This window comes from Deltaproteobacteria bacterium (assembly GCA_003194485.1).
Lineage (GTDB): Bacteria > Desulfobacterota > Dissulfuribacteria > Dissulfuribacterales > UBA3076 > UBA3076.
In genome coordinates, this window is record PQXD01000001.1 from 198,671 (window position 1) to 223,747 (window position 25,077).

Annotated in this window: 26 protein-coding genes; 21 read left to right on the forward strand and 5 right to left on the reverse strand. The window is 49.5% G+C overall.

What is annotated here, in order from left to right:
* Nucleotides 1-201, reverse strand: a 201-nt coding sequence (locus C4B57_00990) for a hypothetical protein (GenBank protein PXF56057.1), incomplete at its 3' end; no start/stop codon positions are given.
* A gap of 194 nt (nucleotides 202-395) precedes the next feature.
* On the opposite strand from C4B57_00990, the gene C4B57_00995 reads away from it, so the two are divergent.
* The 12 genes from C4B57_00995 to C4B57_01050 all read left to right on the forward strand — a co-directional run bounded on the left by C4B57_00995 (nucleotide 396) and on the right by C4B57_01050 (nucleotide 12,022).
* A complete protein-coding gene (locus C4B57_00995) occupies nucleotides 396-761 on the forward strand; it encodes an NADH-quinone oxidoreductase subunit A (protein ID PXF56058.1) in 366 nt (121 codons plus the stop codon).
* 13 nt (nucleotides 762-774) lie between these two features.
* A complete protein-coding gene (locus tag C4B57_01000; protein ID PXF56059.1) occupies nucleotides 775-1,281 on the forward strand; it encodes an NADH-quinone oxidoreductase subunit B in 507 nt (168 codons plus the stop codon).
* 2 nt (nucleotides 1,282-1,283) lie between these two features.
* Nucleotides 1,284-1,850 carry an NADH-quinone oxidoreductase subunit C gene (locus C4B57_01005; protein PXF56060.1) on the forward strand — a complete coding sequence of 189 codons (567 nt, stop codon included), beginning with the start codon at nucleotides 1,284-1,286 and terminating at the stop codon, nucleotides 1,848-1,850.
* A gap of 5 nt (nucleotides 1,851-1,855) precedes the next feature.
* Entirely contained in the window at nucleotides 1,856-3,001 is a 1,146-nt protein-coding gene (locus C4B57_01010) for an NADH-quinone oxidoreductase subunit NuoD (protein PXF56061.1), read from the forward strand.
* A gap of 8 nt (nucleotides 3,002-3,009) precedes the next feature.
* The gene (locus tag C4B57_01015) at nucleotides 3,010-4,056 is read left to right on the forward strand and encodes an NADH-quinone oxidoreductase subunit NuoH (protein ID PXF56062.1); all 1,047 of its coding nucleotides are present in this window, start codon (nucleotides 3,010-3,012) and stop codon (nucleotides 4,054-4,056) included.
* Nucleotides 4,057-4,068: 12 nt separating this feature from the next.
* Nucleotides 4,069-4,782 (forward strand): hypothetical protein, encoded by a 714-nt coding sequence (locus C4B57_01020; protein ID PXF56063.1) that lies wholly within the window; start codon nucleotides 4,069-4,071, stop codon nucleotides 4,780-4,782.
* A gap of 28 nt (nucleotides 4,783-4,810) precedes the next feature.
* The gene (locus C4B57_01025) at nucleotides 4,811-5,338 is read left to right on the forward strand and encodes an NADH-quinone oxidoreductase (protein ID PXF56064.1); all 528 of its coding nucleotides are present in this window, start codon (nucleotides 4,811-4,813) and stop codon (nucleotides 5,336-5,338) included.
* A gap of 11 nt (nucleotides 5,339-5,349) precedes the next feature.
* Nucleotides 5,350-5,652 carry an NADH-quinone oxidoreductase subunit NuoK gene (locus C4B57_01030; GenBank protein PXF56065.1) on the forward strand — a complete coding sequence of 101 codons (303 nt, stop codon included), beginning with the start codon at nucleotides 5,350-5,352 and terminating at the stop codon, nucleotides 5,650-5,652.
* 68 nt (nucleotides 5,653-5,720) lie between these two features.
* A complete protein-coding gene (locus C4B57_01035) occupies nucleotides 5,721-7,697 on the forward strand; it encodes an NADH-quinone oxidoreductase subunit L (protein PXF56066.1) in 1,977 nt (658 codons plus the stop codon).
* Between the two features lie 85 nt (nucleotides 7,698-7,782).
* Nucleotides 7,783-9,357, forward strand: coding sequence for an NADH-quinone oxidoreductase subunit M (locus tag C4B57_01040; protein PXF56067.1), 1,575 nt, complete (start codon nucleotides 7,783-7,785; stop codon nucleotides 9,355-9,357).
* A gap of 5 nt (nucleotides 9,358-9,362) precedes the next feature.
* Complete coding sequence (locus C4B57_01045; GenBank protein PXF56068.1) at nucleotides 9,363-10,910, forward strand: NADH-quinone oxidoreductase subunit N; 1,548 nt, start codon at nucleotides 9,363-9,365, stop codon at nucleotides 10,908-10,910.
* Between the two features lie 116 nt (nucleotides 10,911-11,026).
* Nucleotides 11,027-12,022, forward strand: coding sequence for a general stress protein (locus C4B57_01050; protein ID PXF56149.1), 996 nt, complete (start codon nucleotides 11,027-11,029; stop codon nucleotides 12,020-12,022).
* Between the two features lie 96 nt (nucleotides 12,023-12,118).
* On the opposite strand, the gene C4B57_01055 is transcribed toward C4B57_01050, so the two are convergent.
* On the reverse strand, nucleotides 12,119-13,429 hold the full coding sequence (locus C4B57_01055; GenBank protein PXF56069.1) for a DNA helicase UvrD: 1,311 nt from the start codon (nucleotides 13,427-13,429) through the stop codon (nucleotides 12,119-12,121).
* Nucleotides 13,430-13,557: 128 nt separating this feature from the next.
* Here C4B57_01055 and C4B57_01060 point away from each other — a divergent pair, with 128 nt between their 5' ends.
* The 9 genes from C4B57_01060 (at nucleotide 13,558) to hisD (ending at nucleotide 22,600) form a co-directional block, all read left to right on the forward strand.
* On the forward strand, nucleotides 13,558-13,818 hold the full coding sequence (locus C4B57_01060; protein ID PXF56070.1) for a hypothetical protein: 261 nt from the start codon (nucleotides 13,558-13,560) through the stop codon (nucleotides 13,816-13,818).
* A complete protein-coding gene (locus C4B57_01065) occupies nucleotides 13,815-14,018 on the forward strand; it encodes a hypothetical protein (protein PXF56071.1) in 204 nt (67 codons plus the stop codon). The genes C4B57_01060 and C4B57_01065 overlap by 4 nt, the downstream gene beginning before the upstream one ends.
* Before the next feature lie 82 nt (nucleotides 14,019-14,100).
* On the forward strand, nucleotides 14,101-14,823 hold the full coding sequence (locus C4B57_01070; protein PXF56072.1) for a hypothetical protein: 723 nt from the start codon (nucleotides 14,101-14,103) through the stop codon (nucleotides 14,821-14,823).
* A gap of 71 nt (nucleotides 14,824-14,894) precedes the next feature.
* Nucleotides 14,895-15,839, forward strand: coding sequence for a hypothetical protein (locus tag C4B57_01075; protein ID PXF56073.1), 945 nt, complete (start codon nucleotides 14,895-14,897; stop codon nucleotides 15,837-15,839).
* A 568-nt stretch (nucleotides 15,840-16,407) separates the two neighbouring features.
* On the forward strand, nucleotides 16,408-18,282 hold the full coding sequence (locus C4B57_01080; protein ID PXF56150.1) for a cell division protein FtsH: 1,875 nt from the start codon (nucleotides 16,408-16,410) through the stop codon (nucleotides 18,280-18,282).
* A 28-nt stretch (nucleotides 18,283-18,310) separates the two neighbouring features.
* On the forward strand, nucleotides 18,311-19,792 hold the full coding sequence (locus C4B57_01085; GenBank protein PXF56074.1) for a serine protease: 1,482 nt from the start codon (nucleotides 18,311-18,313) through the stop codon (nucleotides 19,790-19,792).
* 58 nt (nucleotides 19,793-19,850) lie between these two features.
* A complete protein-coding gene (locus C4B57_01090) occupies nucleotides 19,851-20,519 on the forward strand; it encodes a hypothetical protein (GenBank protein PXF56075.1) in 669 nt (222 codons plus the stop codon).
* A gap of 234 nt (nucleotides 20,520-20,753) precedes the next feature.
* Nucleotides 20,754-21,191, forward strand: a complete 438-nt coding sequence (locus tag C4B57_01095; protein PXF56076.1) for an IS200/IS605 family transposase — start codon at nucleotides 20,754-20,756, stop codon at nucleotides 21,189-21,191.
* 110 nt (nucleotides 21,192-21,301) lie between these two features.
* A complete protein-coding gene (gene hisD, locus C4B57_01100; GenBank protein PXF56151.1) occupies nucleotides 21,302-22,600 on the forward strand; it encodes a histidinol dehydrogenase in 1,299 nt (432 codons plus the stop codon).
* Between the two features lie 87 nt (nucleotides 22,601-22,687).
* Here hisD and C4B57_01105 read toward each other — a convergent pair whose 3' ends face one another.
* From C4B57_01105 to C4B57_01115, 3 genes are all read right to left on the reverse strand, one after another.
* Nucleotides 22,688-22,897, reverse strand: coding sequence for a hypothetical protein (locus tag C4B57_01105; GenBank protein ID PXF56077.1), 210 nt, complete (start codon nucleotides 22,895-22,897; stop codon nucleotides 22,688-22,690).
* Between the two features lie 145 nt (nucleotides 22,898-23,042).
* On the reverse strand, nucleotides 23,043-23,825 hold the full coding sequence (locus tag C4B57_01110) for a YkgJ family cysteine cluster protein (protein PXF56078.1): 783 nt from the start codon (nucleotides 23,823-23,825) through the stop codon (nucleotides 23,043-23,045).
* Nucleotides 23,826-23,932: 107 nt separating this feature from the next.
* On the reverse strand, nucleotides 23,933-25,066 hold the full coding sequence (locus C4B57_01115) for an aminotransferase DegT (protein PXF56079.1): 1,134 nt from the start codon (nucleotides 25,064-25,066) through the stop codon (nucleotides 23,933-23,935).
* Nucleotides 25,067-25,077: the final 11 nt, after the last annotated feature.

Genomic DNA, 25,077 nt, shown 5'->3' on the forward strand with positions numbered 1-25,077 from the left:
CCTGGCTATGGTGGTATTTTTACCCATAGCTTGAGAAAAGACGATCACAGCTTGCCTCTGAAGGCTCAAAAGAGCCTCCTGTGCTGCGTCACAAAATTCGCCTGCGCTTATATGAAATATCCAGTGAGGATTCATTTTTTGTCTTGACAGCCGAGTTCTCTTGTGATAGGTGAATCCACCAAAGTCTTTGATATTAGACATGGACACAGTGTAAAAGCATTACCCTTGACAATATATTTGGAAGGGCCTATACACTGGCTATGTGTATACCAAAGAAAAAATATTGGCTGCACCATATTTTAGTTATTACCTGATCGTGGTATAAATACTGAATTGGGATTCAGTGTTGTTTGAACGATCAGGTTGGGATTTGTTTTGAGAGGAGGGCTTTTGACATGATGAGCGGTTTTGAAACCATCGTCATGTATCTTGGCATGTCGCTGCTGGTAATTATTCTCATGCTTGCCGGGGCTTACGTTCTCGGGCCTTCTCGTCCCAGTGCCAGCAAGCAGAGTACTTACGAATGTGGTGTGCCGCTTTTGGACCCCAGTCGTACACGATACGATGTCAAATATTTCCTTGTTGCAATACTCTTTTTGGTATTCGATCTGGAAACAGTGCTGATCTATCCTTTGGCTGTCAGATATCATACCTTAGCTCAAGCCGGCTGGGGCATTTTTTTTGAGGTATTCATCTTTGTAGGGGTCTTGTTGGCCGGTCTTATATATGCCATTAAGAAAGGCGCCATAGAGTGGGATTAGGGGGATACTGAGTATGGCAACCGAGGCATACAACGGCGGCGGATGGATAGCTACCAAATTGGAGTGGCTGATCAACTGGGGACGGAAAAGATCACCATGGCCTCTTCCGTATGGTACTGCCTGTTGTGGCATTGAGATGATGTGTGCCCTGGCCGCAGGTTACGATATGGCGAGATTCGGGGCGGAGCGACCCAGCTTTTCACCTCGTCAGGCAGATGTGCTGATACAGGCAGGGACCATAACCATGAAGATGGCCCCTGTTTTCAAGAAGATATATGACCAGATGGCTGAGCCTAAATGTGTTATTTCCATGGGTGCCTGTGCCTGCAGTGGGGGTGTTTTCAGGACCTATTCCACGCTTCAGGGCATAGACAAGCTCGTACCTGTGGATATTTACATTCCGGGGTGTCCTCCCAGGCCTGAGGCCCTGTTGCAGGCCTTGTTGATGTTTATTAAAAAGACTGAGAAGAGTCATCCGATCATACATAAGAAGTACTCTGACTTGTTGGTGGGTACATAATCATGGATCTCAAGAAGAGAGTGGAACAGTGTCTCGGGCCTGAAAGCCTTGTTGTGGCCATGACCGAATGTCAAGGCGATGTGAGCGTAGAGGTCCCCAAGAGGAGACTGCTCGAAGCAATGCGCCTTTTGCGGGACACTCCGGATCTAGGTTTTAATTTCCTTAGTGACGTGTTCGGGGTGGATAACCTCGACCTGAATAAGCCCAAGAAAAAGCCCAAGAAGGCAGAAGAAGGCGAGGGTGCTGAGGCAGAAGAACCGAAAGAGAAAGGGCCGCTCCCGCCACGCTTTGAAGTGGTTTACCTGTTGCTTTGCCTTGAACGAAATGAGCGTCTGCAGGTGAAGGTGCGCGTGTCAGAGGATGATATGGAGGTGGACAGCCTGACTTCCATGTGGAAGGCCGCAACCTGGCCCGAACGGGAGGCGTTTGACATGTATGGCGTACGCTTTAAAGGTCATCCCAATCTCAAGAGACTCCTGATGTGGGACGATTTTCCGGCCCACCCGCTTCGCAAGGACTATCCCTTGGAAGGGCAGGGGGAAGAGCGTCACCTGATATACGAAGATTAGGAGAAATGAAGGTGAATCAGAATCCTACTCCTCAGACCGGTCACGAAACAGGTGACTATGTAACTGTTAATATCGGCCCTTCTCATCCGGCCATGCACGGTACTCTCCGTGTAATTACTCTGACAGACGGAGAGTACATAATTAAGGCCGACCCAGAGATAGGATATCTACACCGTGGCGTGGAGAAGCTGGGCGAAAACCTTACCTATCATCAATTCATTCCTATTACTGACAGGCTCAATTACTGTTCCGCCATTCCCAACAATGTCTCATACGAGATGGCCGTTGAGAAGTTGATGGGGATCGAGGTACCTGAGAAGGCTCAGCTTATCCGGGTAATCATGATGGAACTGGCCAGGATCGCAGATCACCAGGTCTGCGTGGGGATCCTTGGCGTGGATTTAGGGGCCTTTACGCCCTTCTTCTATCTCATCATCCAGCGTGAGGAGATCTACGAGATATTTGAGTGGTTCAATGGGGCAAGGCTGACCAATACCTTTGGCCGCATAGGCGGAGTGGATGCCGATCTGCCTGATGACTTCGAGGAGAGGTGGGAAGAGCTCAAGCCCAATGTGCGAAAGGCCAACGAAGAAACTGAAAAGCTCCTCACTCACAACCGCATCTGGATGGATCGTACGATAGGAGTCAGTGCTTTTTCTGCAGAAGACGCTCTGAACTGGGGCTTTACAGGCCCTTGTCTCAGGGCGTGCGGCGTCAAGAGAGACCTTCGGAAGGACGAGCCATACTGCATGTATGACAAATTTGACTTTGAAGTGCCAGTAGGAAAGAACGGCGATGTATTTGATCGTTATAAGGTACGTATGATCGAGATGGAGCAATCGATCAGGATTATTGACCAGGCTTACAAGCTATACAAGGAGATGCCTGCAGACGCCCCTCTTATGGCAAGGGTGCCCAAGACCATCAAGCCCCCGGCAGGCGAAGTATATAGTGCTCTTGAGTCTCCCAACGGGGAGTTGGGTTTCTTTGTAAAAAGCGATGGTTCCGCCAATCCTTATAGAATCAGGATAAGGCCTCCATGCTATATGATCTATCAGGCCTTTCCTGAGTTGGTTAAGGGGGAGCTGATAGCCGACCTGATTGCCTGTCTCAGTAGTCTTAACGTTATTGCCGGCGAGTTGGACCGGTAAGGAGGCTGATGCCCATGGATGACTGGCTGATTGCGATTATTAAGGTAGTTTGCATCTGGGTATGGGTATTGCTCATAGCCGTGGTCATGACCTGGGTGGAAAGGCGTGGTGCAGCTATGATACAGGACAGGCCGGGTCCCAACCGCGCCGGTCCTTTCGGATTGTTCCAGCCCATAGCGGACGGAATCAAGCTCTTCACCAAGGAAGAAATAATACCTGCAAGATCCCAGAAGCTCCTCTATATCCTGGGTCCTTTGCTTTTTTCTCTTCCGGCCTTTTCGGCTTATGCGGTTGTGCCTTTTGGAGACAAGATCATTCTTGGAGGCAAGGAGATAATACTCCAGGTCTCAGATGTAAATATCGGATTTCTTTTCATATTGGCCATTGGTTCCATGGCGGTCTACGGTATAATACTGGGCGGCTGGGGCTCTACCAACAAATATTCGATCCTTGGAGGTCTGAGATCTACTGCCCAGATGATTTCATATGAAGTACCCCTGGGGCTGTCTCTGCTGGCTGTGGTGTTCGTATACGGTACCTTCAGCCTCAGGGAGATCTCTCTTGCCCAGCAGGGCACTTTTTTGGGATTTCTCCCAAACTGGGGGATATTCAAGCAGCCTCTGGGATTTATTCTGTTTATTGTGGCTGCCTATGCGGAGGCCAACCGGGTGCCGTTTGACTTGCCGGAGGCGGAAAGTGAAATTGTCGCAGGCTACCATACGGAATATGGCTCAATGCGACTGGGGCTTTATCTGTTCGGGGAGTATGTAAACCTGGTAACGATATCCGGCGTGATTGTCGCCCTGTATTTTGGCTCCTGGCATTTACCGTATATTAACTTAGGCGCATATCTCGGGCCCGTGCTCTGGGGGATAGTCTCTTTTTGCATATTTTTCCTGAAGGTATCGTTCTTCCTGTGGCTGTTTGTGTGGGTCAGGTGGACATTGCCTCGGTTCAGGTATGATCAGGTTATGGGTCTGGGGTGGAAGGCGTTGATTCCTCTTGCTTTGTTCAATATCTTTATTACCGCGCTGTTTATTCAGCTTACGGTCTAGTCGGAGCACATTATGGCCAAACCGGTTGTCAAAAAGGAATATACCCTGGGTGAACGGATCTATCTGTGGGAGATCCTTAAGGGTTTGAGGCTGACGTGGAGACACTTTGTGTTTAATGTAAGGGCCTCGTTCAGGCCTGGGCCCCATACGATTCCAACGTGCTGGCAGTACCCGGAGGATCGCACCAGAGAAATATCTCCTGTCTTCCGCGGCGAACATATGCTGCAGCGGGACGATAAGGGCAGGGAGAAGTGCATTGCGTGCGGGATGTGCGCAAAGATCTGTCCGGCCAAGTGTATCACCATAAAGAAGGGCAAGCGAGAGGAGGGCGAGGAAGATAAGTATGCCGCCAAGACATATCCTGCATCCTTTGAAGTAGACCTCCTGCGGTGCATCTTCTGCGGTTTTTGCCAGGAGGTATGCCCCAAGCAGGCCATTGTCTTGAGCCAGAATTTCGAGCTTGCCAGGTATACCAGAGAGGAATGTATTCTGGATAAACGCAGACTGCTCGCAAATTATCGAAAGGCCAAGGAAGAGGGCAGGCTCAGGCCGCCAAGGAAGCCTGTTCCAGTTGTTCCTGCTCCGCCTAAGCCGGAGAAGGATAAAAAGGCCGAGGGTGCCGAGGCCAAGAAAGGCAAGGCTGCGGTCGCAGGCAAGGCCAAGAAGAAGCCGATTGCAAAGAAGAAGGCCGCCGAGAAGCCTGAAGGCGCTGAGAAGGCGGAATAAATCAGGTGCTGAAAGAAGGTTGTGCACCTTGTTTATCAGAGGAATCGGGGGGATTGATATGGATCTATATTTCTGGATATTTGCTGCTATTGCAGTGATTGCGGGGCTGTTTACCATAGCAGCAAGGGATGCATTGCCCAGTGCCATGGGGCTGCTTACGGTCTTTATTTCTCTTGCAAGCCTGTATCTCCATCTTCATGCCCCCCTGCTTGCTATTTTCCAGGTAGCCATTTATGCCGGGGCCATTCTGGTCCTGATAGTATTTGTCATAATGCTCCTCATGACCCCTGGCGAAAGGTTTGCAACTATCCAGGCCAATGTCTCATACAGGATCTTCGGTGCAATACTTGGGTTGTGCCTGATTGGTTTGATGGCAGTCGGGACAAAGGGCGTGTCCGACATAATGGCTATGAAGGGAATTTTTGAAGGATTCGGGAATCCATCTATTTTTGGCGATCTGTTTTTCCATGACTTTTTGCTTCATTTCGAGGTTGTATCCGTACTCCTGCTTGTAGCAATGATTGGCGGGATCTATCTGTGTAAGAAGAAACTTTAAGAGAGGGCTGAATGGCAACGCTCACACACTATATAGTTTTGTCATCAATACTCTTTGGCTTGGGGGCCATTGGCTTTTGTACCAGGAGAAATGCCTTGATCCTGTTTATGTCTATTGAGCTTATGCTCAATGCAGTAAATCTGATGATGGTGGCCTTTTCCAATTTTAGGGCCGATATGGCAGGACAGGTTATGGTGCTTTTTATCTTTGCGGTAGCTGCGGCTGAGGTTGCTGTGGGCCTTGCGATACTAATAGGCCTCTTCCGGCATGTGCGGGAGGTGGACATAACTAAGTTTAATGTCTTGAAATGGTAAAGAATCTGTATTCACCTACTTCTGTCTTTTACTGCGCAAACAGCCTGTCTATGTAGGGAGAGCTATTCATGGAAGGTTATCTGTTTCTCATACCACTTATACCTTTTACAGGATTTCTGATTAATGGCCTGTTGGGGCAAAGGATCGGGAGAGCCGGTGTTTACTGTATTGGCTGTTCCAGTATAGGTCTGGCCTTTCTGTTTTCCATTCTGGCCGTATACGAAATGGCATGCAGCCCGGCTGAAGACAGGTTGCTGGTACAGGTTTTATGGAATTGGATGAGCATAGGCAATCTTAATATTGATATTTCCTTGATGATTGATCCGCTTTCCGCTGTAATGATTCTGGTAGTCACCGGCGTGAGCTTTGTTATTCATATATATAGTATGGGCTACATGGCACATGACGAGTCATATTGGAGGTTTTTTGCGTACCTGAATATGTTCGTCTTTTTCATGATAATGCTGGTCCTGGGTTCCAGCTATATAGTGATGTTTGTCGGCTGGGAAGGTGTAGGCCTTGCTTCATATCTCCTGATCGGTTTCTGGTACAAAGAGAACGTCAATGCGGATGCGGGCAAGAAGGCCTTTATTGTAAACAGGATCGGGGATTTCGGCTTTCTCCTGGGAATGTTCCTGATGTTCATTACCTTTGGCTCTCTGTCTTATCTTGATGTATTTCCAAAGGCAGTTCACATGTATGAGCATGGGATGCTGGCCATGAACTCACCGGTCGTGATAGCCATATGCCTCCTGCTTTTCCTGGGGGCAACCGGAAAATCGGCACAGATCCCCTTGTTTGTCTGGCTTCCGGATGCCATGGCAGGTCCGACCCCGGTTTCGGCACTCATCCATGCTGCCACCATGGTGACCGCCGGTGTCTATATGGTGGCAAGAACCAACATTCTCTATACGCTGGCACCTACCGCGTTACTGGTATTGGTATTGATGTCAGCGGCCACTGCCTTTATAGCTGCAACGATCGGTATCCTGCAGAACGATATCAAGAGAGTCCTTGCATACTCTACGGTAAGCCAGCTTGGGTATATGTTCATAGGTGTGAGTGTGGCCGCATACGGGGCAGGTATATTTCATCTCATGACCCATGCCTTTTTCAAGGCCTGCCTGTTCCTTTGCTCCGGCTCGGTCATTCATGCCATGGGCGGGGACCAGGATATGAGGAGTATGGGAGGCCTTTGGAAGAAGGTTCCTATCACATATGTCACCATGCTTTTTGCCACCATAGCTATTGCAGGTGTTCCTCCTTTTGCGGGGTTCTTCAGTAAGGATGAGATCTTGTGGAAGGCTTTCACGTTCCCGTATTATCCTCTTGTAGGTAAGATCGTCTGGTTTATCGGCGCTCTTGCTGCCGGAATAACGGCATTCTATATGTTCAGGCTCATTTTCATGACCTTCCACGGCAAGTTCCGCGGCACTGAGGAGCAGGCCCGTCATTTACATGAATCGCCATTAAGCATGACAGGTCCTCTCATGATTCTTGCTTTTGGGTCGGTATTCGGAGGCTGGCTGGGAATACCGCATCTGATAGGCAGCTACTTCGGCCATGTCCCCAATGTGCTCGAAAACTTCTTTGAGCCGGTATTTGAACACTCACATAAAATAATCGCTGCTTATGCAGGCGTACAGCACTATTCCAGCTCTGTAGAGTGGATGCTTATGGCCGTTTCGGTGGCCATAGCCATTGGCGGTATTTCCCTGGCTTATCATATCTATATTCGTCGTGCTGACGTACTTCCCGACAGGCTTGGCGAGACCTATTCCCTGTATCACAAGCTTGTCTATAACAAGTACTATGTTGACGAAATATACTACTATGTGGCTGTCCTTCCGTTTTATTATCTCTCAATGTTCTTATGGAAGGTCGTGGATGCGTTCTGTATCGACGGCGTAGGAGTAAATGGACAGGCATGGTGGGTACAGAGGGGATCAGGTGCTGTAAGGCTGGTCCAAAATGGTTATGTGCAGACCTACGGTGCATTTATGCTTCTTGGGCTTGTTGTAATGCTCTGGTTTTTCATTGTGTAAAATCGGCTGGATTTGCATATATGGGACAGGGTCTGGAAAGAGCGGTTATGGAGTGCAACAAAATAAAAGGATCGAAGGGTAAATTATGAATGCTCCCATATTAACCTATGTAACCTTCTTACCTCTGTTGGGAGTGCTGGCTGTTCTCTTTATCCCGCAGCAGAGTGAATCAGGGAAGAATGCCATTCGCTGGGTATCAATGGTAATATCCACATTGGTGTTTATTGTTTCGCTGAGATTGTACTTTGGTTTTGACCCGGACATAGCAGGGTTCCAGTTCATAGAGAAATATACATGGATCCCCAGCTATGGAATCACATATTTTATGGGTCTGGATGGTCTTGCATTCTGGCTTGTGCTTTTGACTACCTTTCTTACTCCGATTACGATCCTTTCAACCTGGACGGCCATTACAAAAAGGGTGAAGGAGTTCCAGGTATCAATGCTGGTCCTCGAGACAGCAATGCTGGGGACCTTTGTATCTCTGGATCTCTTTCTTTTCTATGTGTTTTGGGAGCTCATGCTCATTCCGATGTACCTCATCATAGGTGTTTGGGGCGGGGAACGAAGGATTTACGCCGCAATCAAATTCTTCCTGTTTACGGCAGTTGGATCGTTCCTCATGTTGGTGTGCATCATCGGCCTTGTTTATTTCCACCGCCAGGAAACCGGTGAGCTGACCTTCAACCTGCTCTCTTTATACAATACGAATCTGGCAAGGACGTATGAAATACTATTCTTCGGCGCCTTTGCTCTGGCATTTGCAATCAAGGTCCCGATGTTTCCATTCCATACATGGTTGCCGGATGCCCATGTTGAGGCACCGACTGCCGGTTCAGTGATCCTGGCGGGCATTCTCCTGAAGATGGGTACCTATGGGTTTTTCCGGTTTGCAATGCCGCTTTTCCCTGAGGGGTCGGCTTTTTTTGCCCCGCTCATTATAGCCCTTGCGATAATAGGCATTATTTACGGGGCGATGGTGGCCATGGTGCAGCCGGATATAAAGAAACTGGTGGCGTATTCTTCCGTATCCCATCTTGGTTACTGCATGATCGGGCTTTATGTCTTGAACCGTCATGGTGTTGAGGGCTCGGTCCTCCAGATGATCAACCACGGCATTTCAACCGGCGCCCTGTTCCTTCTTGTGGGCGTAGTCTATGAAAGACGCCATACCCGTTTGATTGCGGAATATGGAGGAATTTGCAGGCAGATGCCTGTTTATGCCTCTATCTTTTTCCTTATAACCCTGTCAAGTGTAGGGTTTCCTACTACTAACGGGTTTATTGGCGAGTTTCTTATCCTGTTAGGGGTCTTTGAAGTGAACAAGGTTGCTGCCGTGCTGGCAGCTACCGGTGTAATACTTGGTGCAGTTTATATGTTCTGGATGTATCAGAGGGTCTTTTACGGCAGGATCTCAAACCCGAAGAACGAAAACCTTAAGGACTTGAACCTCAGGGAATTGGCCTATCTCCTTCCACTGGTTGCACTGGTATTCTGGATAGGCCTGTATCCCAATTTCTTCCTGAACAAGATGCACAGTTCCGCGGATCACTTTATCAGTCGGGTCAAGATATCTGCACCTGAGCTCCCTGGTTCGGCTGCAGGGCATCATGCCTCTGGTGACAAGACGCCTTTATATGTGAGTGCGGCTAAGGAGTGATAAATATGAGCGACCTTGGATTTTCCTTTAGCCTGAGCCAGCTATGGCAGGTAGCTGGGGGACAGATAATCCTTATTATTGCCGGCCTTGTGCTTATTTTTGTTGATCTTTGGCTATCAAGAAATAATAAAGGGTCAGACCATGTAATGACAATGGGTTGGCTCACTGTTTTAAGCTTTTTGGTCGCTTTGTGGTATATGACCGGCCATGAGTGGACACTAAACGAAATAGTGTTGATCGGGGTCTTCTCCACAGAGAAGTTTTCCGTATTCGTGTCGTGTGTAATATTGATGTCCGGCATATTTGCGAGCCTGATGAGTATAGGCTATTTGCGGAACAATCAACTGGTCAGATCAGAATATTTCATCCTCCTTTTATTTGCAGTTTATGGCGCCATAGCCATGGTCCAGTCGGTTGACCTGCTCATGATGTTTATTGCCCTTGAGGTCATGTCCCTTTCGGTATATGTCCTGGCTGCGTTCCTGAAGAACGACAGGAGGTCACAGGAAGGGGCCCTGAAGTATTTCCTTCTCGGGAGTTTTGGGTCTGCGTTCTTCCTGTTCGGGGTTGCACTGATGTTCGGCCTGACCGGCACTGTCAATATCACAAAGATCGCTCAGGTGCTTGCCGCAGGTTCTCTTTTTGAGCATCCCGGGGTACTTGTTGCCATGGCGTTGCTCATGTCAGGACTGTTTTTCAAAATGGCCCTTGTACCATTCCATATGTGGACCCCGGATGTCTATGAGGGCAGCCCTGCGGTTATAACCGGATTTATGGCCACGGCGGTGAAGGCCGGGGCCTTTGGGATATTTATCAAGCTCTTGAGCGTTACCTTTACCCCGATTCTTGTACACAGCGGGCAACCCGAGTTCCAATCCACTGTCAACCTGGCGGCTTTGGCAGTCTACTGGAAACCCCTGTTGTGGTGGCTGGCCCTCATTACCATGTTTATTGGCAACCTGGTTGCAGTATCCCAGCGGAATGTGAAACGCATGCTGGCCTATTCCTCCATAGCACATGCCGGATACATGGTCTTGGGGATCCTTGCAGCCAATGATGAAGGCCGTATGGGCGTGCTGTTCTATCTCTTTGCGTATACGCTGATGAATATGGGGGCCTTTGGCGTGCTTTATCTGCTGGATGGTCAGGAGGGTAAGGCCCAGACCCTGGAAGATTACCAGGGGTTGGGATTTAAGTATCCCGCTCTCAGCTTTCTGATGTCCCTTTTCCTGGTTTCCATGGCCGGGCTTCCTCCCACTGCCGGTTTTATCGGTAAGTTCTATTTGTTTGCAGCGGCCATAAAAGAAGGATACCTGCTCCTTGCCGCGCTGGGTATAATGACCTGTGTTATCGGGGCTTATTACTACCTGCGGGTGATATGGATGCTGTATATGATGGAGCCGTCCAGGGAGGTCGTGGCCGGCAGGGTTGGCTTTACTTCAATGATAGCATTGATTGCCGCTGCCCTTGGAATCATGTATTTTGGGATATTACCAGAAGGGCTGGCACAAGTGGCTAACGTTGCCCAGCAAAGTCTTGCCATGGTCTTCTAAAAATCCGGTTTCCTGTTTCCCTCCCCACCCTCGGACTTATTGAGGTAACCGATCACAGGGTGCTTCTTTTTCCAACATGCTCTCGCTCCTTGTTTGCGGTTGAGGAGAAAGGAATTATGGATTTTGTGCGTATCAGCAGAACTGAGATCGAGACCTCACGCATTGCCCTCGGTACATGGGCTATAGGAGGCTGGATGTGGGGAGGTACTGAGGAACAGCAGGCTGTGAACACCATTCGTACTGCCCTGGACCTGGGTATCAATCTTATCGACACGGCACCGGTCTATGGATTCGGGAAATCAGAAGAGCTCGTAGGCAGAGCCCTGGCTGAATACGGAAATAGGGACCAGGTAATAATTGCCACAAAGGCGGGACTGGAATGGGATGATAAGGGGAGAGTTGTCAGAAATTCTTCCCGGCAACGGATACTTGCTGAGATCGAGGACTCTCTTCGCAGGCTCCGGACTGACTATATCGATATCTACCAAATCCACTGGCCAGACCCTGCAACGCCATTTGGGGAAACTGCAGAAACTATGCAAGATCTTTATATGGAAGGTAAAATCAGGGCCATAGGAGTAAGCAACTATACCCCGCAACATATGGATGCCTTCAGAAAGTATTCTGAGCTTCACACCAGCCAGCCACCTTACAATCTGTTCGAACGGAAAATCGAGGATAATATTCTCCCATACTGTATTGATAACGATATTACGACACTGGTCTATGGCCCACTGTGCTGGGGTCTTCTTACAGGCAGAATGCAAAAGGAGACTGAGTTTTTGGGAGATGATCTCCGAAAAATAGATCCAAAATTCAGGCAGCCCCGGTATGATCAATATTTGAAGGCTGTTGCCCGGCTGGATGAATATGCCCGAAAAAACTTTGGGAAAGGTGTATTACACCTGGCTATAAGGTGGCTGCTGGATAGACCGGGAGTAAACATTGCCATTTGGGGAGCAAGGCGGCCGGATCAACTTGATCCGGTTTCAGACACTTTGGGATGGAAATTAGACAACTCGTCTATGGAAGCCATTGATGAAATACTGAAAGAGACAGTAATTGATCCCATAGGACCTGAGTTCATGGCTCCTCCGGCTTCCGCACCTTGATATTCTGGATAGGAGATGAGACGTATCCCATCACAGGGTACGTAAGTGCACCCCCGTCTGATAACCAAATACCTGATCTACAAATTGGAAGATCCGTTAAAACAGGTCCATTTGCACCGCCCTGTCTTTTGAAGAAGTCTTTGTCTTTGAGGACCGTAACTCTTTTCTCTCTTCTTCGGAAAATATGCTGATCTTTCCATAGAGTCCGTCGTGACCGGGGCTTATCTTTATCTCACCATTTCTCATGCGCAGTATTCCTTCCAAGATCCTGTCAGGGACAAAGTGCCGAAGCTCCCCGGCATCCTTCCAGAGGAGTATGTCCATTTCAGATCCTCCAAGCTGAATCAGTCTCTGGTACTCTTTTTTCACCCTGCCTGTGATGCTGCGCACGCCGAATGCCTCAGCGACAATCTCCTCGAGAGGCACAAGATGCACACAGGGTCTTGCGGTTTCAGGAATAAAGCCCTCAGGCCTGTCGGCAAGCTCCTCTATCCGATGCAGAACGCCTACTGTGAGATTCTGGCCGCATACCGGACACTTGCCTTTGTGTTCGATGGTCTCCTTTGGCTTCATGCAGACACCACAGGCCCTGTGACCATCATAGTGATATTTACCCTCTTCCGGGAAAAACTCGATGGTCCCCTCAAAGCCACGGCCCGGATCCTTGATGGCAGCAGTAATTGATTCATAGGTGAGTCCGCAGGAAAAGCAATTTGCCTCCCTTGCCAGTTTGGAGGGAGAATGGGCATCGGAGTTTGAAATCAGTGTGTATTGATCCAGGGCGGATAGGCGCCAGTTCATCTGAGGATCTGAAGAGAGTCCGGTCTCCAGGGCGAAAATATGCCCGCTCTGTTCCTCAAAGCACTCTTCCAGTGTATCAAAGCCGGATTTTGCACCAAACAGGGAAAACCATGGGGTCCAGATATGTGCCGGCACTATAAGGCAGTCAGGTGATACCTCCATTACTATTTTGACAAGCTCCTTTACCGGAAAGCCAAAGATTGGACGGCCATCTGAAGATATGTTCCCTATTGACCCAAGACGGTCCTGAATCTCCTCTGCCACCTGGAAATCAGGTGCGAAAAAGACCGTATGTATCCTGCGGCTCCTTCCGCCCTGTGTAAAGATATTGGATATCTCAGAGGTGAGGATGAATTTAGTCCCCTCAGGGTCATCCTTGCAGACATATAGTCCTGTACCCTCAGGCTCCAATTCCTCCCTTAATTCATCAAGATAGCGCGGATGGGTGAAGTCACCCGTGCCGACAACAGATAACCCTTTCTGCTTGGCCACACGATTGACAACAGCAGGGTGCATATCAGGACTTGTGGCCCTGCTGAAGTGGGAATGGATGTGAAAGTCAGCAAGAAAAACGCCTTTTCTGATTGAAAAAACCGGATGAGTCATTTTTAACCTCTGCGGTAAAATTAAGTTTTTTTACTCCTCTGCGGATATCAAGTATTGACCGCCGGGATACAAAAGTTTAGCTTACCTTGTATCTTTAGTCATTAAATATCCATTTTCAGGAGAAAGCTGTGCAGGATGAATTGGGACTATATTACCATCCAATCCTTGAGAATAAAAAGATCCGCATGTATGTTCGGGCCGGTTCTGATAGTGTAGAATTCAGGATGTGGAATGCGGATGATCCCGGTATGTGGGATGATCATGGCTGGGTTGAATGGCCCGCAATTCAGCAGGCAGCCGATCTCTATAAGGAAGAGGGAAGGGGAAAGCCCCCGCTCCATCTCTATGATATTGAAATAGCAGTACGCTTGCTGAAAGATAGTTTATGATTCCGCTGAAAAACCCAATCTGCGGCGTTGCTTCAATTTTCCACTCACTGCGGCGTACGATAAGTACGCCTCGTTTCCGGAAAATTTTGCGCCTTGCATCTGCCTGCCGGCAGGCAGGTCCCGGGCCTGAACTTCTGAACCCAGAACCTGTGAACGCCTTCATATTTAAATGGGCCTTAGAGATTGACAGAACACATTAACAGATCACCTCTTAGTAATATTGATTGGTTTTTCCCTGGAATTTCAGGGCATTATAAAGGTCTCTTCATCAAGGATTCTGATATGTGGACGGCCCTTGACCGGCTTAATGAATATATATGCAAGCTCATCAGGCCAAACATCGAGGAAATCTTGATACCGGGGGTCCCCATATCCGCACATCTGGTCTTGCTGCCGCAGGGCTGGATGCGTGATGGCTTTGAGGTTGTGTGCAATGAGGCCACTAAAGGCAAGCTCGAAGTACGGGTTAACGGAGAACCTGTTCCACAGGCCTCTCTTGTCTGCGCAGGCACGGTATTTACAGATGACCGGATACAGATAGGAGAAGGAGTTCTTATTGAATCCGGTGCAATGATCAAGGGCCCGAGCATTATTGGGGACCACACGGAGATCAGGCACGGGGCCTACATGCGCGGAGACTGCCTGATAGGAAAAAATTGTGTGGTCGGGCATACTACTGAGCTTAAGCATTCCGTGTTTTTAGATGGGTCAAAGGCCGGGCACTTCGCCTATATCGGTGACAGTATCCTTGGCAGAAATGTAAACCTCGGAGCGGGCACCAAACTTGCCAACATGCGTTTTGCACCTGGAAATGTATTCATAAAAATAGAAGGGAGTTCAATTGATACCGGAAGGCGTAAGCTTGGGGCCATCCTTGGGGACAATGCACAAACCGGATGTAATTCCGTTATAAATCCGGGTACACTGGTCGGGCTGGATTCCATAATAGCCCCGAATACCACGGTAAGGCCCGGGCTTTACGCACCTCGTTCCGTAATCCGCTAGCCCTCGAGCTTTAATGCAAGTTCTCTCGTCTTTCATTTCATAAAAGAATTCACATAGAAAAGGAGAAATAGATGAAACCAGGTAATTCATGCAGCTTTACCATCAAGATGTTTTTGGCATTAGCGGGATTTTTTTTGATCTTTGGCCTTTACGGCAGCACTTTTGCGTCTGAAAAAAAGGAGAATATCCTTGCGCAGGTGGGTCCGTATAAGCTCACTCTTGAAAAATTTGAGAATCAGATCCAGTCCCTGCCGCCTCAGCTTCAGATGGCCTTGCTCAGAAATCCCCATCTGAAAGAGCAGTTCCTGGACAGGTGGGTAGATATTACTCTCATAGCCCAGGAAGCCAGGGACAGAAAGCTGGATCAGGACCCTGAGGTTCAGGCCAAAATAGAGGATATCATGAATGCCGTTCTGGCACAGGAATTCTTGCACAGGGAGATGGATGGCAAGGTCAGGATAACTGACGACGAGATCGAGACCTATTATAAGGGCCATAAGGATGAATTCACCAGTCCCGAGTCCGTGAAGGCAAGTCATATCCTGCTGAAGGTCCCGAAGGGGGCAGATGATAAGGCATGGGAAGAAGCCGAGTCAAAGGCCGAGGACATTAAGAAAAAACTGGAAAATGGCGAAGACTTTGCCAAACTCGCAAAGAAGTATTCAGATGATCCTGGTTCCAGGGACAAGGGCGGTGATCTGGGCTTTTTCACCAGGGGGCGCATGGTACCTGAATTCGAGTCCGCAGCCTTTTCTCTCAAGCCGGGTGAATTGAGTGATCCCGTAAAGACTGAGTCCGGATACCATATTATAGAAGTGAAAGAAAAAAAGGCGGCCAGCACAAAAACCCTTCAGGCGGTTCAGGCCCAGATAAGACAGACGCTGCAAAAGGAAAAGCAGCAGCAGTTGCAAGATGAGCTAATTAAAAAGCTGAAGGTTAAATATCCGGTAAAGGTCAACAAAGATCTCCTCGCTGGGGATAAATCACAGGAAGACGCGGCCCAGCCGAAAAAATAAGGGGGCGGCTTGCAGGAAGTTTTCAAATGGTATCCTTACTGGTATCCTTCACGACAAGTCAAAAGTGGTTTATATTTTGTTGATCTTGTATTTTGGTAATGAAATTTGAAACTGAAAATTTGAAATCAGGTAATGGTAACTTCTCAATAATCCAGGGCTAGTTTGGGTTCCCTCTCACCCTGCCCCCCTTGGGGGAGAGGGTTTGGGTGAGGGGACTATGCAGAAGCGGTTTGCCTTTCGCGGGGTTTTGGGTAGCGGGCCGGATTGCACTGCCTCTCCGGTCTGCGATGAGTGAGCTTTGAAACCCGGAAAAAGGCAGACCGCTCCAAGTCAGGATATAACGGGTTCACCGGATATTTACTTTTAGTTTCGACATTTAATTTTTCGAAAAAAATGTATAAATTGATGAATGAAGAATGCCTCTCGAATTTACCTCTTCTTGACACCTCTCCGGCCAGTTTCTACCGTATAGTTCATGGATAAAGGACGCCGCAGACTGGTATTTTCCGCCATTTATTGGATCATCGGGCTTATTCTTATTCTCAGCCTGCCGACTTTATGGCTTCACATGCAGACAAGAGAGGTTTCCTATGCCCAGTTCAAGAACATGTTGAGGGAAGGAAAGGTTCTGGAAGTACGCATGGATCAGAAAGAGATCCGGGGTATCCTTTATACAGGTCGTGCAGCCGGCCTTTCGAGACTGCGGGCAAAACTTCAGGAGATGGAGCAGGTAAAGATAATAGATAATGCCCCGCTGACAAAGGAAAAACAGCCTTCTCTGCAGGAACTCTACAGCCAGCTCAGGAAACTGGCTGAGCAGAAGGGCGATTTAATGCTCTTTCGTACCTTAAGGGTTGATGACCCCAAACTTGTAGATGAACTGGATGCCAAAGGGGTTGAATATTCAGCAGTGCATGAGAGCGTCCTTGGCCAGCTTTTCTGGAGCACAATCCTGCCCATACTTTTCTGGGTCGGGCTTTGGTTTCTGCTTATCAAGGGTATGGGAAGGCCTGGAGCAGGAATGCTTTCATTTGGCAAATCAAAGGCGAAAATTGCCATGGAGAAAGATACCGGCGTACGGTTTGAAGATGTGGCCGGATGCGATGAATCCAAAGAGGAACTGAAAGAAGTAGTGGAATTCCTGAAAGAGCCCAAGAAGTTCGAGCAATTGGGAGCCAAGATACCCAAAGGCGTGCTCCTCCTGGGTCCTCCCGGAACCGGCAAGACCCTGCTCGCAAGGGCACTGGCCGGCGAGGCGGGGGTCCCATTTTACAGCATATCCGGCTCAGAATTCATTGAGATGTTTGTGGGCGTCGGAGCCGCCAGGGTGAGAGACCTCTTTAACCAGGCCAAGAAAAACACTCCGTGCATAATCTTCGTTGACGAGATTGACGCCATAGGTAAATTCCGTGGCGGCGGAATAATGGGAGGCGGCCACGAGGAAAGGGAGCAGACCCTGAATCAGCTCCTTGTGGAGATGGACGGTTTTGAACCCAACCTTGGGGTAATCCTGCTTGCTGCAACCAACCGTCCCGAGATCCTGGATCCGGCCCTCCTGCGTCCCGGCAGGTTCGATCGCCAGGTAATACTCGATGCCCCTGACATGCAGGGCAGGGAAGCAATACTCAAGGTCCACTCCCGCGGTAAACCTTTGGCCCCTGGAACAGATCTCAAGACCATCGCCATCAGGACACCGGGGTTCTCCGGGGCCGACCTCGCAAATATCATGAACGAGGCAGCCCTTCTTGCAGCAAAACATAGTTCAAAACAGATCACCCAGGCCCATATCGAAGAAGCGGTTGAAAAGGTGTTCGCCGGTCCGGAACGAAAGAGCCGGGCTCTCGGGGAAAAGGAGCGCAAACGCGTGGCCTATCATGAGGCCGGCCATGCCCTCGTGGCATTTCATTGCCCCGACGCCCCGCCGGTCGCCAAGATCTCCATCATACCGAGGGGCAAGGCAGCTCTTGGCTATACACTTCAGTTGCCAGAGGAAGAGCGGTACCTTATGACCAAGAGCGAACTCCTGGACAAGATATGTGTATCCCTTGGAGGGCGCGCTGCCGAAGAAATAGTTCTGGGAGAGGTGAGCTCCGGGGCGCAGAATGACCTGGAAATGGCCACGGAAATAGCCAGAAGCATGATATGCCGCTTCGGAATGAACGAAAAGGTCGGGCCTGTGGCCCTTTCCAGGGAAACCAGCCCCTTTCTGAAGGCCCCTGGCTTCCCGCAGCACGCAGAACCTTTGAGCCCCGAACTCGCCTCAGAAGTGGATAGGCAGATACGACAACTGTTGAGCGAGCAAAGTGATAGGGCCAGAAAAATCATAGAAGAGCATCGGGGCTCCCTTGAGAAAGTGGCTGAGCGCCTGCTCGTTAAAGAGATAATGAGCAAGGATGAGTTCTGCAAAATCGCAGGAGAGACAGAAGAAAAAGACCCTGAATAATAAAAAATGTTAAGGAGAAGAAAACAATATGTACCCGGAGAGCAATCTGAAAACATTTGTGCAGTTTAACCTTGTCAGGATGCTGGCAGCAATACTGTTGGTATTGAGTTGTGCTGCAAACAGTTTTGCATCAGATATCGATGACCAGAACATAGCCCTGTTGGACAGGACGGCCAAGGCCTTTGCCGCCGTGGTTAAAAAGGCCGTGCCGGCCGTGGTATTTGTCCGAGTTGAAAAGACAGTGGAAAGTCGCGGTACGGCGTCGCCCTTTCAGTTTCAGGATCCGTTTGATTTTTTTAATGATCCGTTTTTTGAGCGTTTTTTTGGCCCCCACTTTCAGCCGAGACGGAGAATGCCCAGAAAATTCCAGCAGAGGGGGCAGGGCTCAGGCTTTATCATCAGCAAAGACGGCTACATCCTTATCAATAACCATGTGGTTGGAGACGCTGACCTCATCAAGGTAAAGCTGTCTGACGGCAGGGAGTTCAAGGCCAAGGTGATAGGGACGGATCCGCAGTCCGACGTGGCAGTCATAAAGATAGACGCAACGAATCTGCCCGTGCTCCGCCTGGGCGACTCGGACAAGCTCGAGGTGGGAGAGTGGGTCATAGCCATAGGCAATCCCTTTGGTCTCAGCCAGACGGTCACTGTAGGCGTGGTCAGCGCCAAGGGCAGAAGCCGTATAGGCATCAACGACTATGAGGACTTTATACAGACGGATGCCGCCATAAATCCGGGTAATTCAGGCGGACCACTTGTTAACATCCACGGAGAGGCCGTAGGTATGAACACTGCCATATTCTCCAGGAGCGGCGGTTATATGGGTATAGGTTTCGCTATACCCATAAATATGGCAAAGGCCATCAAGGATCAACTCCTGAAAAAGGGCAAAGTTACCAGGGGGTGGCTTGGAGTGGTCATACAGGATATAGACGAGGAGCTCGCAAAGTCCTTTGGCCTGGAAAAGACGGAGGGCGTGTTGATAGCCGAGGTCTCTGAGGGCTCTCCCGCAGAAAAAGCAGGCCTGAAACAGGGTGATATCATACTCCGCCTGAACGGCAAAAAGGTTGATGATCTGGGGGAACTCAGAAACAAGATAGCCCTGACCGCGCCGGGAACCAAGGTAAAATTGGAGGTCCTGAGAGAAAATAAACGCAGGACCATCCAGGTCACTATCGGCGAACAGCCTGCCGGCAGGGCCATAGGGATGGCCCAGCATGAGATCCTGGGCAAAATCGGCCTTGTGGTGCAAGACCTGACCGAGGAGCTTGCAAAACAATTCGGATACCGTGAGTCCCAGGGTGTTCTGGTGGCAGAGGTAGAGCCGGGAAGCCCGGCAGCCCGTGTGGGTATCCGCCCCGGACATCTGATAGAAGAGGTGAACCGCAAGCGGGTTCACAATATGGATGAGTTTGTAAGGGCCCTGGCCCAATCAAAAAAGACAAAGAGCGTCCTTTTCAGGGTCCGGGACGGCGAGTTCAGCCGTTACGTAGCCATACGTATCGAGTAAAACTTTCAAAGGAGCCGCAAGCCGGGCGGGGTTTGTCCCCGCCCTTACAGGATTCCTAATGTTTTTCAACCCCTTTGCCATTCTTTTATTTTTGCTGTTTCTGTTCGGCCTGATCTTCCTTTTTGCCCTCATACACGTGGGAATCATGACCATAGCATTTGAGAAGATAGGCTTCGGTCCAGGGCAGGTTTTTACATTTTTGGTGATATCCCTTTTTGGCAGTCACATAAACATCCCTGTCAAGCGAATAAAAAGCAAGATCGTAAACATCCCCACCAGAGTCAGGTTCTTTGGCATTACATACAGAATTCCCACAAGCTCGTTTCCCGGTACAGTGGTGACAGTTAATGTAGGTGGAGCACTTGTGCCCTTGTCTCTTTCTCTTTACCTGATGGTAAAATGGCAGCTCTTCTTCGATCCGTTGCTGGGTATAGCCATAATTTCAGCCGTAACCTACTGGCTGGCCAGGCCTGTGGCCGGGCTTGGCATAGCCCTGCCCCTGTTCATTCCCCCTTTTCTGGCCGCCCTGGTAGCCGTTTTAATTTCCGCTGGAGATCATGCCCCGGTTGTGGCATATATTTCCGGGACTCTTGGAACCTTGATAGGTGCCGATCTCATGCACTATAAAGACTTAGACCTAATCAATGCACCGGTGGTGTCCATAGGAGGGGCAGGTACATTTGACGGGATCTTTCTTACCGGGATTATAGCCGTCCTTTTGGCCTGACACGACACCTGTTGTGAAGTAGGCCGTCTTTTTTCGGGTTTCGATCGCGAGCAAGATCGCACTCTCTCTGGCAAATGTGATAAGTCAGCTTTGAAACCCGAAAAAAGACGGCCTACTTCACAACAAATGACAGATTTATTTTTCCATGCGCCAGGTCTAAAACCTTCGCCTTTCAGGCGAAAGGCTTCAGCAGTTAAGGGATCGTGGTAAACTTGCTCATGGGAGGTTATCGCCATAAGCAAAGAATATCGCAAGGGGCCTCACACGATCTATGATATCCAGTATCATTTCGTATGGGTTACGAAATATCGTTATCATGTTTTGAAAGGAGAAGTGGCTTTTAGAACCAGGGAGATAATCCGTCAGACTTGTGAGGCCCGCAATATTACAATTCTTAATGGTCATGTTAGCAGGGATCATGTTCATCTGCATGTTTCATGTCCTCCAGAACTTGCTCCGAGCAAGATAGTTCAATATGTGAAAGGACGAAGTTCTCGACTGATTCAGCAAGAATTTCCGCATTTGCGTAAGAGATATTGGGGAAGGCATCTTTGGGCTCGCGGCTATTTTTGTGCAACAGTTGGGAATGTTACAGAAAAAATGATAGCCGCTTATATTGCAAGCCAAGAAAAGGCGAGCCCTAAAGAGGCCTTCACTATTGCTAATGACTAAAGATTGAACCATGTTAGACTTTCAGTCGTATAAGAAATCTACCTGCTTTCAGCAGGTAGTGGTTTAATCTTGTATTGTTGCAATATAGCTTTAGGGAGAATGAAACGATGCTGAGACCTGTTCATTATAATACTGCTGAGGGAAAGAAACGGGTGGATTCCTTGATCAAGCGCCATTTTGAGATCTCCTCACAGCATGAGGCCAGGGTAAAGGAGATACTTGAACAGATAAGAAATAAAGGAGACCAGGCTATAGTCCAATACACAAGACAGTATGATGCCCCTTATTTTGAAATCAAAGACCTGGCAGTATCCCAACAGGAGTTAAAAGATGCGTATTCAAAGGTAGACAACGATTTCCTGTCAAGTCTCAGGAAGGCCATCTCCAATATTGAAGAATTCCATATGCTCCAGAAGCCGAAATCCTGGATGACGACAAGGGAAGACGGTACCATACTGGGGCAAATGGTACGACCAGTGGATGCCGCCGGATTGTATTGCCCCGGAGGCAAGGGAGGTAAAACACCTCTGGTCTCCTCCGTTCTCATGAATGCAATCCCTGCCGGAATTGCAGGGGTCAAACGGATTGTGCTCGCCACGCCGCCCGACAGGCATGGGGCCGTGAACCCTCACTTGCTGGTAGCAATCTCAGAGGTTGGAATAAAGGAAATCTACAAGATGGGAAGCGCCTGGGCCATCGGTGCGCTGGCCTTTGGAACAGAGACGGTTGCCCCGGTAGACATAGTAGTGGGACCAGGTAACATCTATGTGGCCCTGGCCAAGAAGATGGTATCAGGTATTGTCGGGATCGACATGCTGGCAGGGCCCAGCGAGGTAGTCATCATAGCTGATGAGAGCGCACCGCCGGAATTCGTGGCTGCTGATCTCCTCTCCCAGGCAGAGCACGACCCCATGGCGACAGCCGTGCTGATTACTACATCGGCAAGGCTTGCCGAGGAGGTAACCACGGAACTGGAACACCAGCTTGAAAAACTGGAAAGACAGGAGACCGCAGCCGAGTCCCTGGAGACAAACGGTCTGTTGCTGAAAGTTGATGATCTTGAGACAGCTGCCGAGATAGCAAACAGGGCCGGGCCTGAGCACCTGGAGCTTATGATCTCAGATCCGTGGGGGCTGCTTCCAAAGATCCGCCATGCAGGGGCAATCTTCCTGGGCAACGCTACACCGGAGCCCATAGGGGACTATATTGCCGGACCTAACCACGTACTCCCCACCATGGGTACGGCCCGGTTCTCTTCAGCCCTTGGTGTGGGGACCTTCCTTAAGCATTCGAGCGTGATTTCCTATTCCCGGGAGGCCTTTCAAAAGGATGCTGATGACGTAATCCGCCTGGCGGAGATCGAAGGCCTTACGGCCCATGCCATGTCCATCAGGGTACGACAAGGATAGTAAATATCCGGTGAACCCGTGGTCCTACGTGACCGTTCACGGGCAGGGGATATTTCTTTTCACTTAACACTTCAGCCCCTTGTTTTCTTAAGGCTTTTGACATGGGGGAGTCTTGCCCCCTCCCCGTTCTCCTTCGCTGCGCTCAGGAGCCGGGGTTTCCCCCACAGCAAAAGCCGAGAAAACTACGGGGGCTTCCGTTAAACTGTTCAAAGAAATATCCCCTTCCCGTGAACGGTTGCCATCCGTGCCCTGCCGCAGGAGCGGTTTGCCTTTTGCAGGGTTTCGATCGCGGGCCAAATTGCACTGCCTCTCCGGTCTGCGATGAGTGAGCTTTGAAACCCGGAAAAAGGTAACCGCTTCAAGGCAGGATATAACGGGTTCACCGAATATTTACAAAGGATACGGCTCAACTTAACTGTGATAACAGGGCGGCCTTCGTCCCTCACAAACTGAGCCCGGAGGCACTGGCCATACTACACCTGCCCTGGAAGAGCTTTTTCTTGACCCAGCGCATGCCATATTTGAGCAAGGCCTTTTCGTCATTGGATATGGCCTCTATCACCTCCTCAGACTCCATGTAACGATCAAGGTTAGGGCCCTCCAGGAAATATTGACGGAACCTGTCAACGTCATAGCATCCCACGTGGAAGATATCTATTTGATCTGCATTAAGATTAGCTATGCCTGACACTGTCTTGGCCTGAAGTATCTCCCCAAAGATGTCATTCATTTCATTATATGGCTCAAGGCCTTCATTTTCCTTCCAGTTCCTGACGGTCCATTCCTTCCCGTCCCGGAATCCCTCACAATCCGGTTCCCTGACAATATAATAGAACTCCTCCACTCCCTCCCTGTCCTGGCTTCGACAGGCCATTCTGGCCAGGGGATAAGTGCGGCATGCACCGGGCCGGTCCTTATAAACCCTGCAGCCTTTTCCCTCTTCCAGAAACGGGCATTTTAAATAAGGGTCTTCCATCTTGAGCGTCACTACCGGAAGCCCTGAATTCTGCCCGACATATATGGTTGTATAACGTTTAAGAAAGTCCCCGGACTTCATATCCAGGTGATTCTTGAGCCTGAATATATCATAAGGCGTGAGGATCAGGCTTAAATCATAACAGCAGGATGTAAAACAGCTCTTATCCGGCGTGCAGGAAAAGCAGAAGGTGTCGTCGTCTTTTAACCGTCTGGATTTGTCAATATAAGCTTCAGGTCCTTGAGACATGAATTGGTCTCCTAAAATAACATTTTTAATTCTGCTGAAAATACCCTGTTCCAGGCATCATTTCAATTTTTTCGTTCATGCGATCCTATCTAACTGCTCCAATTAATTCATGCCTGAGAACCGATGGCCCTTTCCAGACAATCTATGACTATTTCCTGTTCCTCTGGTGTGATGAAGGCATGCATGGGAAGGGACAGCACTTCCTCTGCGGCCCTTTCAGCATGGGGAAAGGAGCCTGGCCCGAGCCCCAGGCCTTTAAAGGCGGGCTGGAGGTGTATCGGTTTGGGATAATGTATGGCAAAGGGAATTCCCTCTTGTTTGAGAAAGCCGGCCACCTGATCTCTCAATCCCCCAGTGATTCTTACAGTGTACTGGGCGTATACACTTGTCCTTTCAGGCATTATTTCAGGAACCTGTATTTCCGGCATCTTATGGCTAATCAGTTCTGAATAATGGATTGCGGCTTTCTGTCTGGCCTTGATTTCTTCATCAAAGTGGGCAAATTTGGCCAGGACTATTGCTGCCTGGATGCTGTCCAGCCTGGCATTAATGCCTATTTCTTCATGCAGGTATCTGGCCTTCTGGCCATGGACCCTGAGGCACCTTATCATATCCGCCTTCTCCGGGTCGTCAGTGAAGACCATGCCCCCGTCCCCATATGCCCCAAGGGGCTTTGAAGGGAAAAAAGAGGTGACACCTATATCGCTGAGGCCGCAGGACAGCCGGTCTTTGTATCTTGCCCCGAAGGACTGGCAGGCATCCTCGATCACAAACAGGCCGGACCCTGACGCAATTTCATTGATCTCGTCCATATCGGGGCACTGGCCATAGAGGCTCACCGGGAGGATACCCCTCACCCTGGCCCCGGCCTTCTGCCTTGCAGCCAGGATGTCCCGTATCTCGCCGGTGTCAAGGTTGAAGCTTTTAGGGTCTATATCCACGAATACGGGCCTTGCCTTCAGAAGGGCTATGACTTCCGCGGTGGCTATAAACGTAAAGGGGGTGGTGATGACCTCTTCTCCTGGTCTTAAGTTCATTGCCATGAGGGCAAGGAGCAGACCGTCCGTGCCCGAGCCTACCCCTATTGCGTGGCTTACCTCTACGTAACCCGCAAGAGCTGTCTCCAGATCCTCCACCGGCTTGCCCAGTATGAACCGGCTTTCTTTAATTATCTCGTGGATGGCCGAGTCTATTTCCTGTCTGTAGCTTTGATACTGCCTGCCTAAATCAACAAATTTCATGTCTGTATCCT

Coding starts and splice junctions, on each gene's coding strand:
- C4B57_00995 (PXF56058.1), top strand. CDS start 396: ATGATGAGCGGTTTTGAAACCATCGTCATGTATCTTGGCATGTCGCTG.
- C4B57_01000 (PXF56059.1), top strand. CDS start 775: ATGGCAACCGAGGCATACAACGGCGGCGGATGGATAGCTACCAAATTG.
- C4B57_01005 (PXF56060.1), top strand. CDS start 1,284: ATGGATCTCAAGAAGAGAGTGGAACAGTGTCTCGGGCCTGAAAGCCTT.
- C4B57_01010 (PXF56061.1), top strand. CDS start 1,856: ATGAAGGTGAATCAGAATCCTACTCCTCAGACCGGTCACGAAACAGGT.
- C4B57_01015 (PXF56062.1), top strand. CDS start 3,010: ATGCCCATGGATGACTGGCTGATTGCGATTATTAAGGTAGTTTGCATC.
- C4B57_01020 (PXF56063.1), top strand. CDS start 4,069: ATGGCCAAACCGGTTGTCAAAAAGGAATATACCCTGGGTGAACGGATC.
- C4B57_01030 (PXF56065.1), top strand. CDS start 5,350: ATGGCAACGCTCACACACTATATAGTTTTGTCATCAATACTCTTTGGC.
- C4B57_01035 (PXF56066.1), top strand. CDS start 5,721: ATGGAAGGTTATCTGTTTCTCATACCACTTATACCTTTTACAGGATTT.
- C4B57_01040 (PXF56067.1), top strand. CDS start 7,783: ATGAATGCTCCCATATTAACCTATGTAACCTTCTTACCTCTGTTGGGA.
- C4B57_01045 (PXF56068.1), top strand. CDS start 9,363: ATGAGCGACCTTGGATTTTCCTTTAGCCTGAGCCAGCTATGGCAGGTA.
- C4B57_01050 (PXF56149.1), top strand. CDS start 11,027: ATGGATTTTGTGCGTATCAGCAGAACTGAGATCGAGACCTCACGCATT.
- C4B57_01055 (PXF56069.1), bottom strand. CDS start 13,429: ATGACTCATCCGGTTTTTTCAATCAGAAAAGGCGTTTTTCTTGCTGAC.
- C4B57_01065 (PXF56071.1), top strand. CDS start 13,815: ATGATTCCGCTGAAAAACCCAATCTGCGGCGTTGCTTCAATTTTCCAC.
- C4B57_01070 (PXF56072.1), top strand. CDS start 14,101: ATGTGGACGGCCCTTGACCGGCTTAATGAATATATATGCAAGCTCATC.
- C4B57_01075 (PXF56073.1), top strand. CDS start 14,895: ATGAAACCAGGTAATTCATGCAGCTTTACCATCAAGATGTTTTTGGCA.
- C4B57_01080 (PXF56150.1), top strand. CDS start 16,408: ATGCAGACAAGAGAGGTTTCCTATGCCCAGTTCAAGAACATGTTGAGG.
- C4B57_01085 (PXF56074.1), top strand. CDS start 18,311: ATGTACCCGGAGAGCAATCTGAAAACATTTGTGCAGTTTAACCTTGTC.
- C4B57_01090 (PXF56075.1), top strand. CDS start 19,851: ATGTTTTTCAACCCCTTTGCCATTCTTTTATTTTTGCTGTTTCTGTTC.
- C4B57_01110 (PXF56078.1), bottom strand. CDS start 23,825: ATGTCTCAAGGACCTGAAGCTTATATTGACAAATCCAGACGGTTAAAA.
- C4B57_01115 (PXF56079.1), bottom strand. CDS start 25,066: ATGAAATTTGTTGATTTAGGCAGGCAGTATCAAAGCTACAGACAGGAA.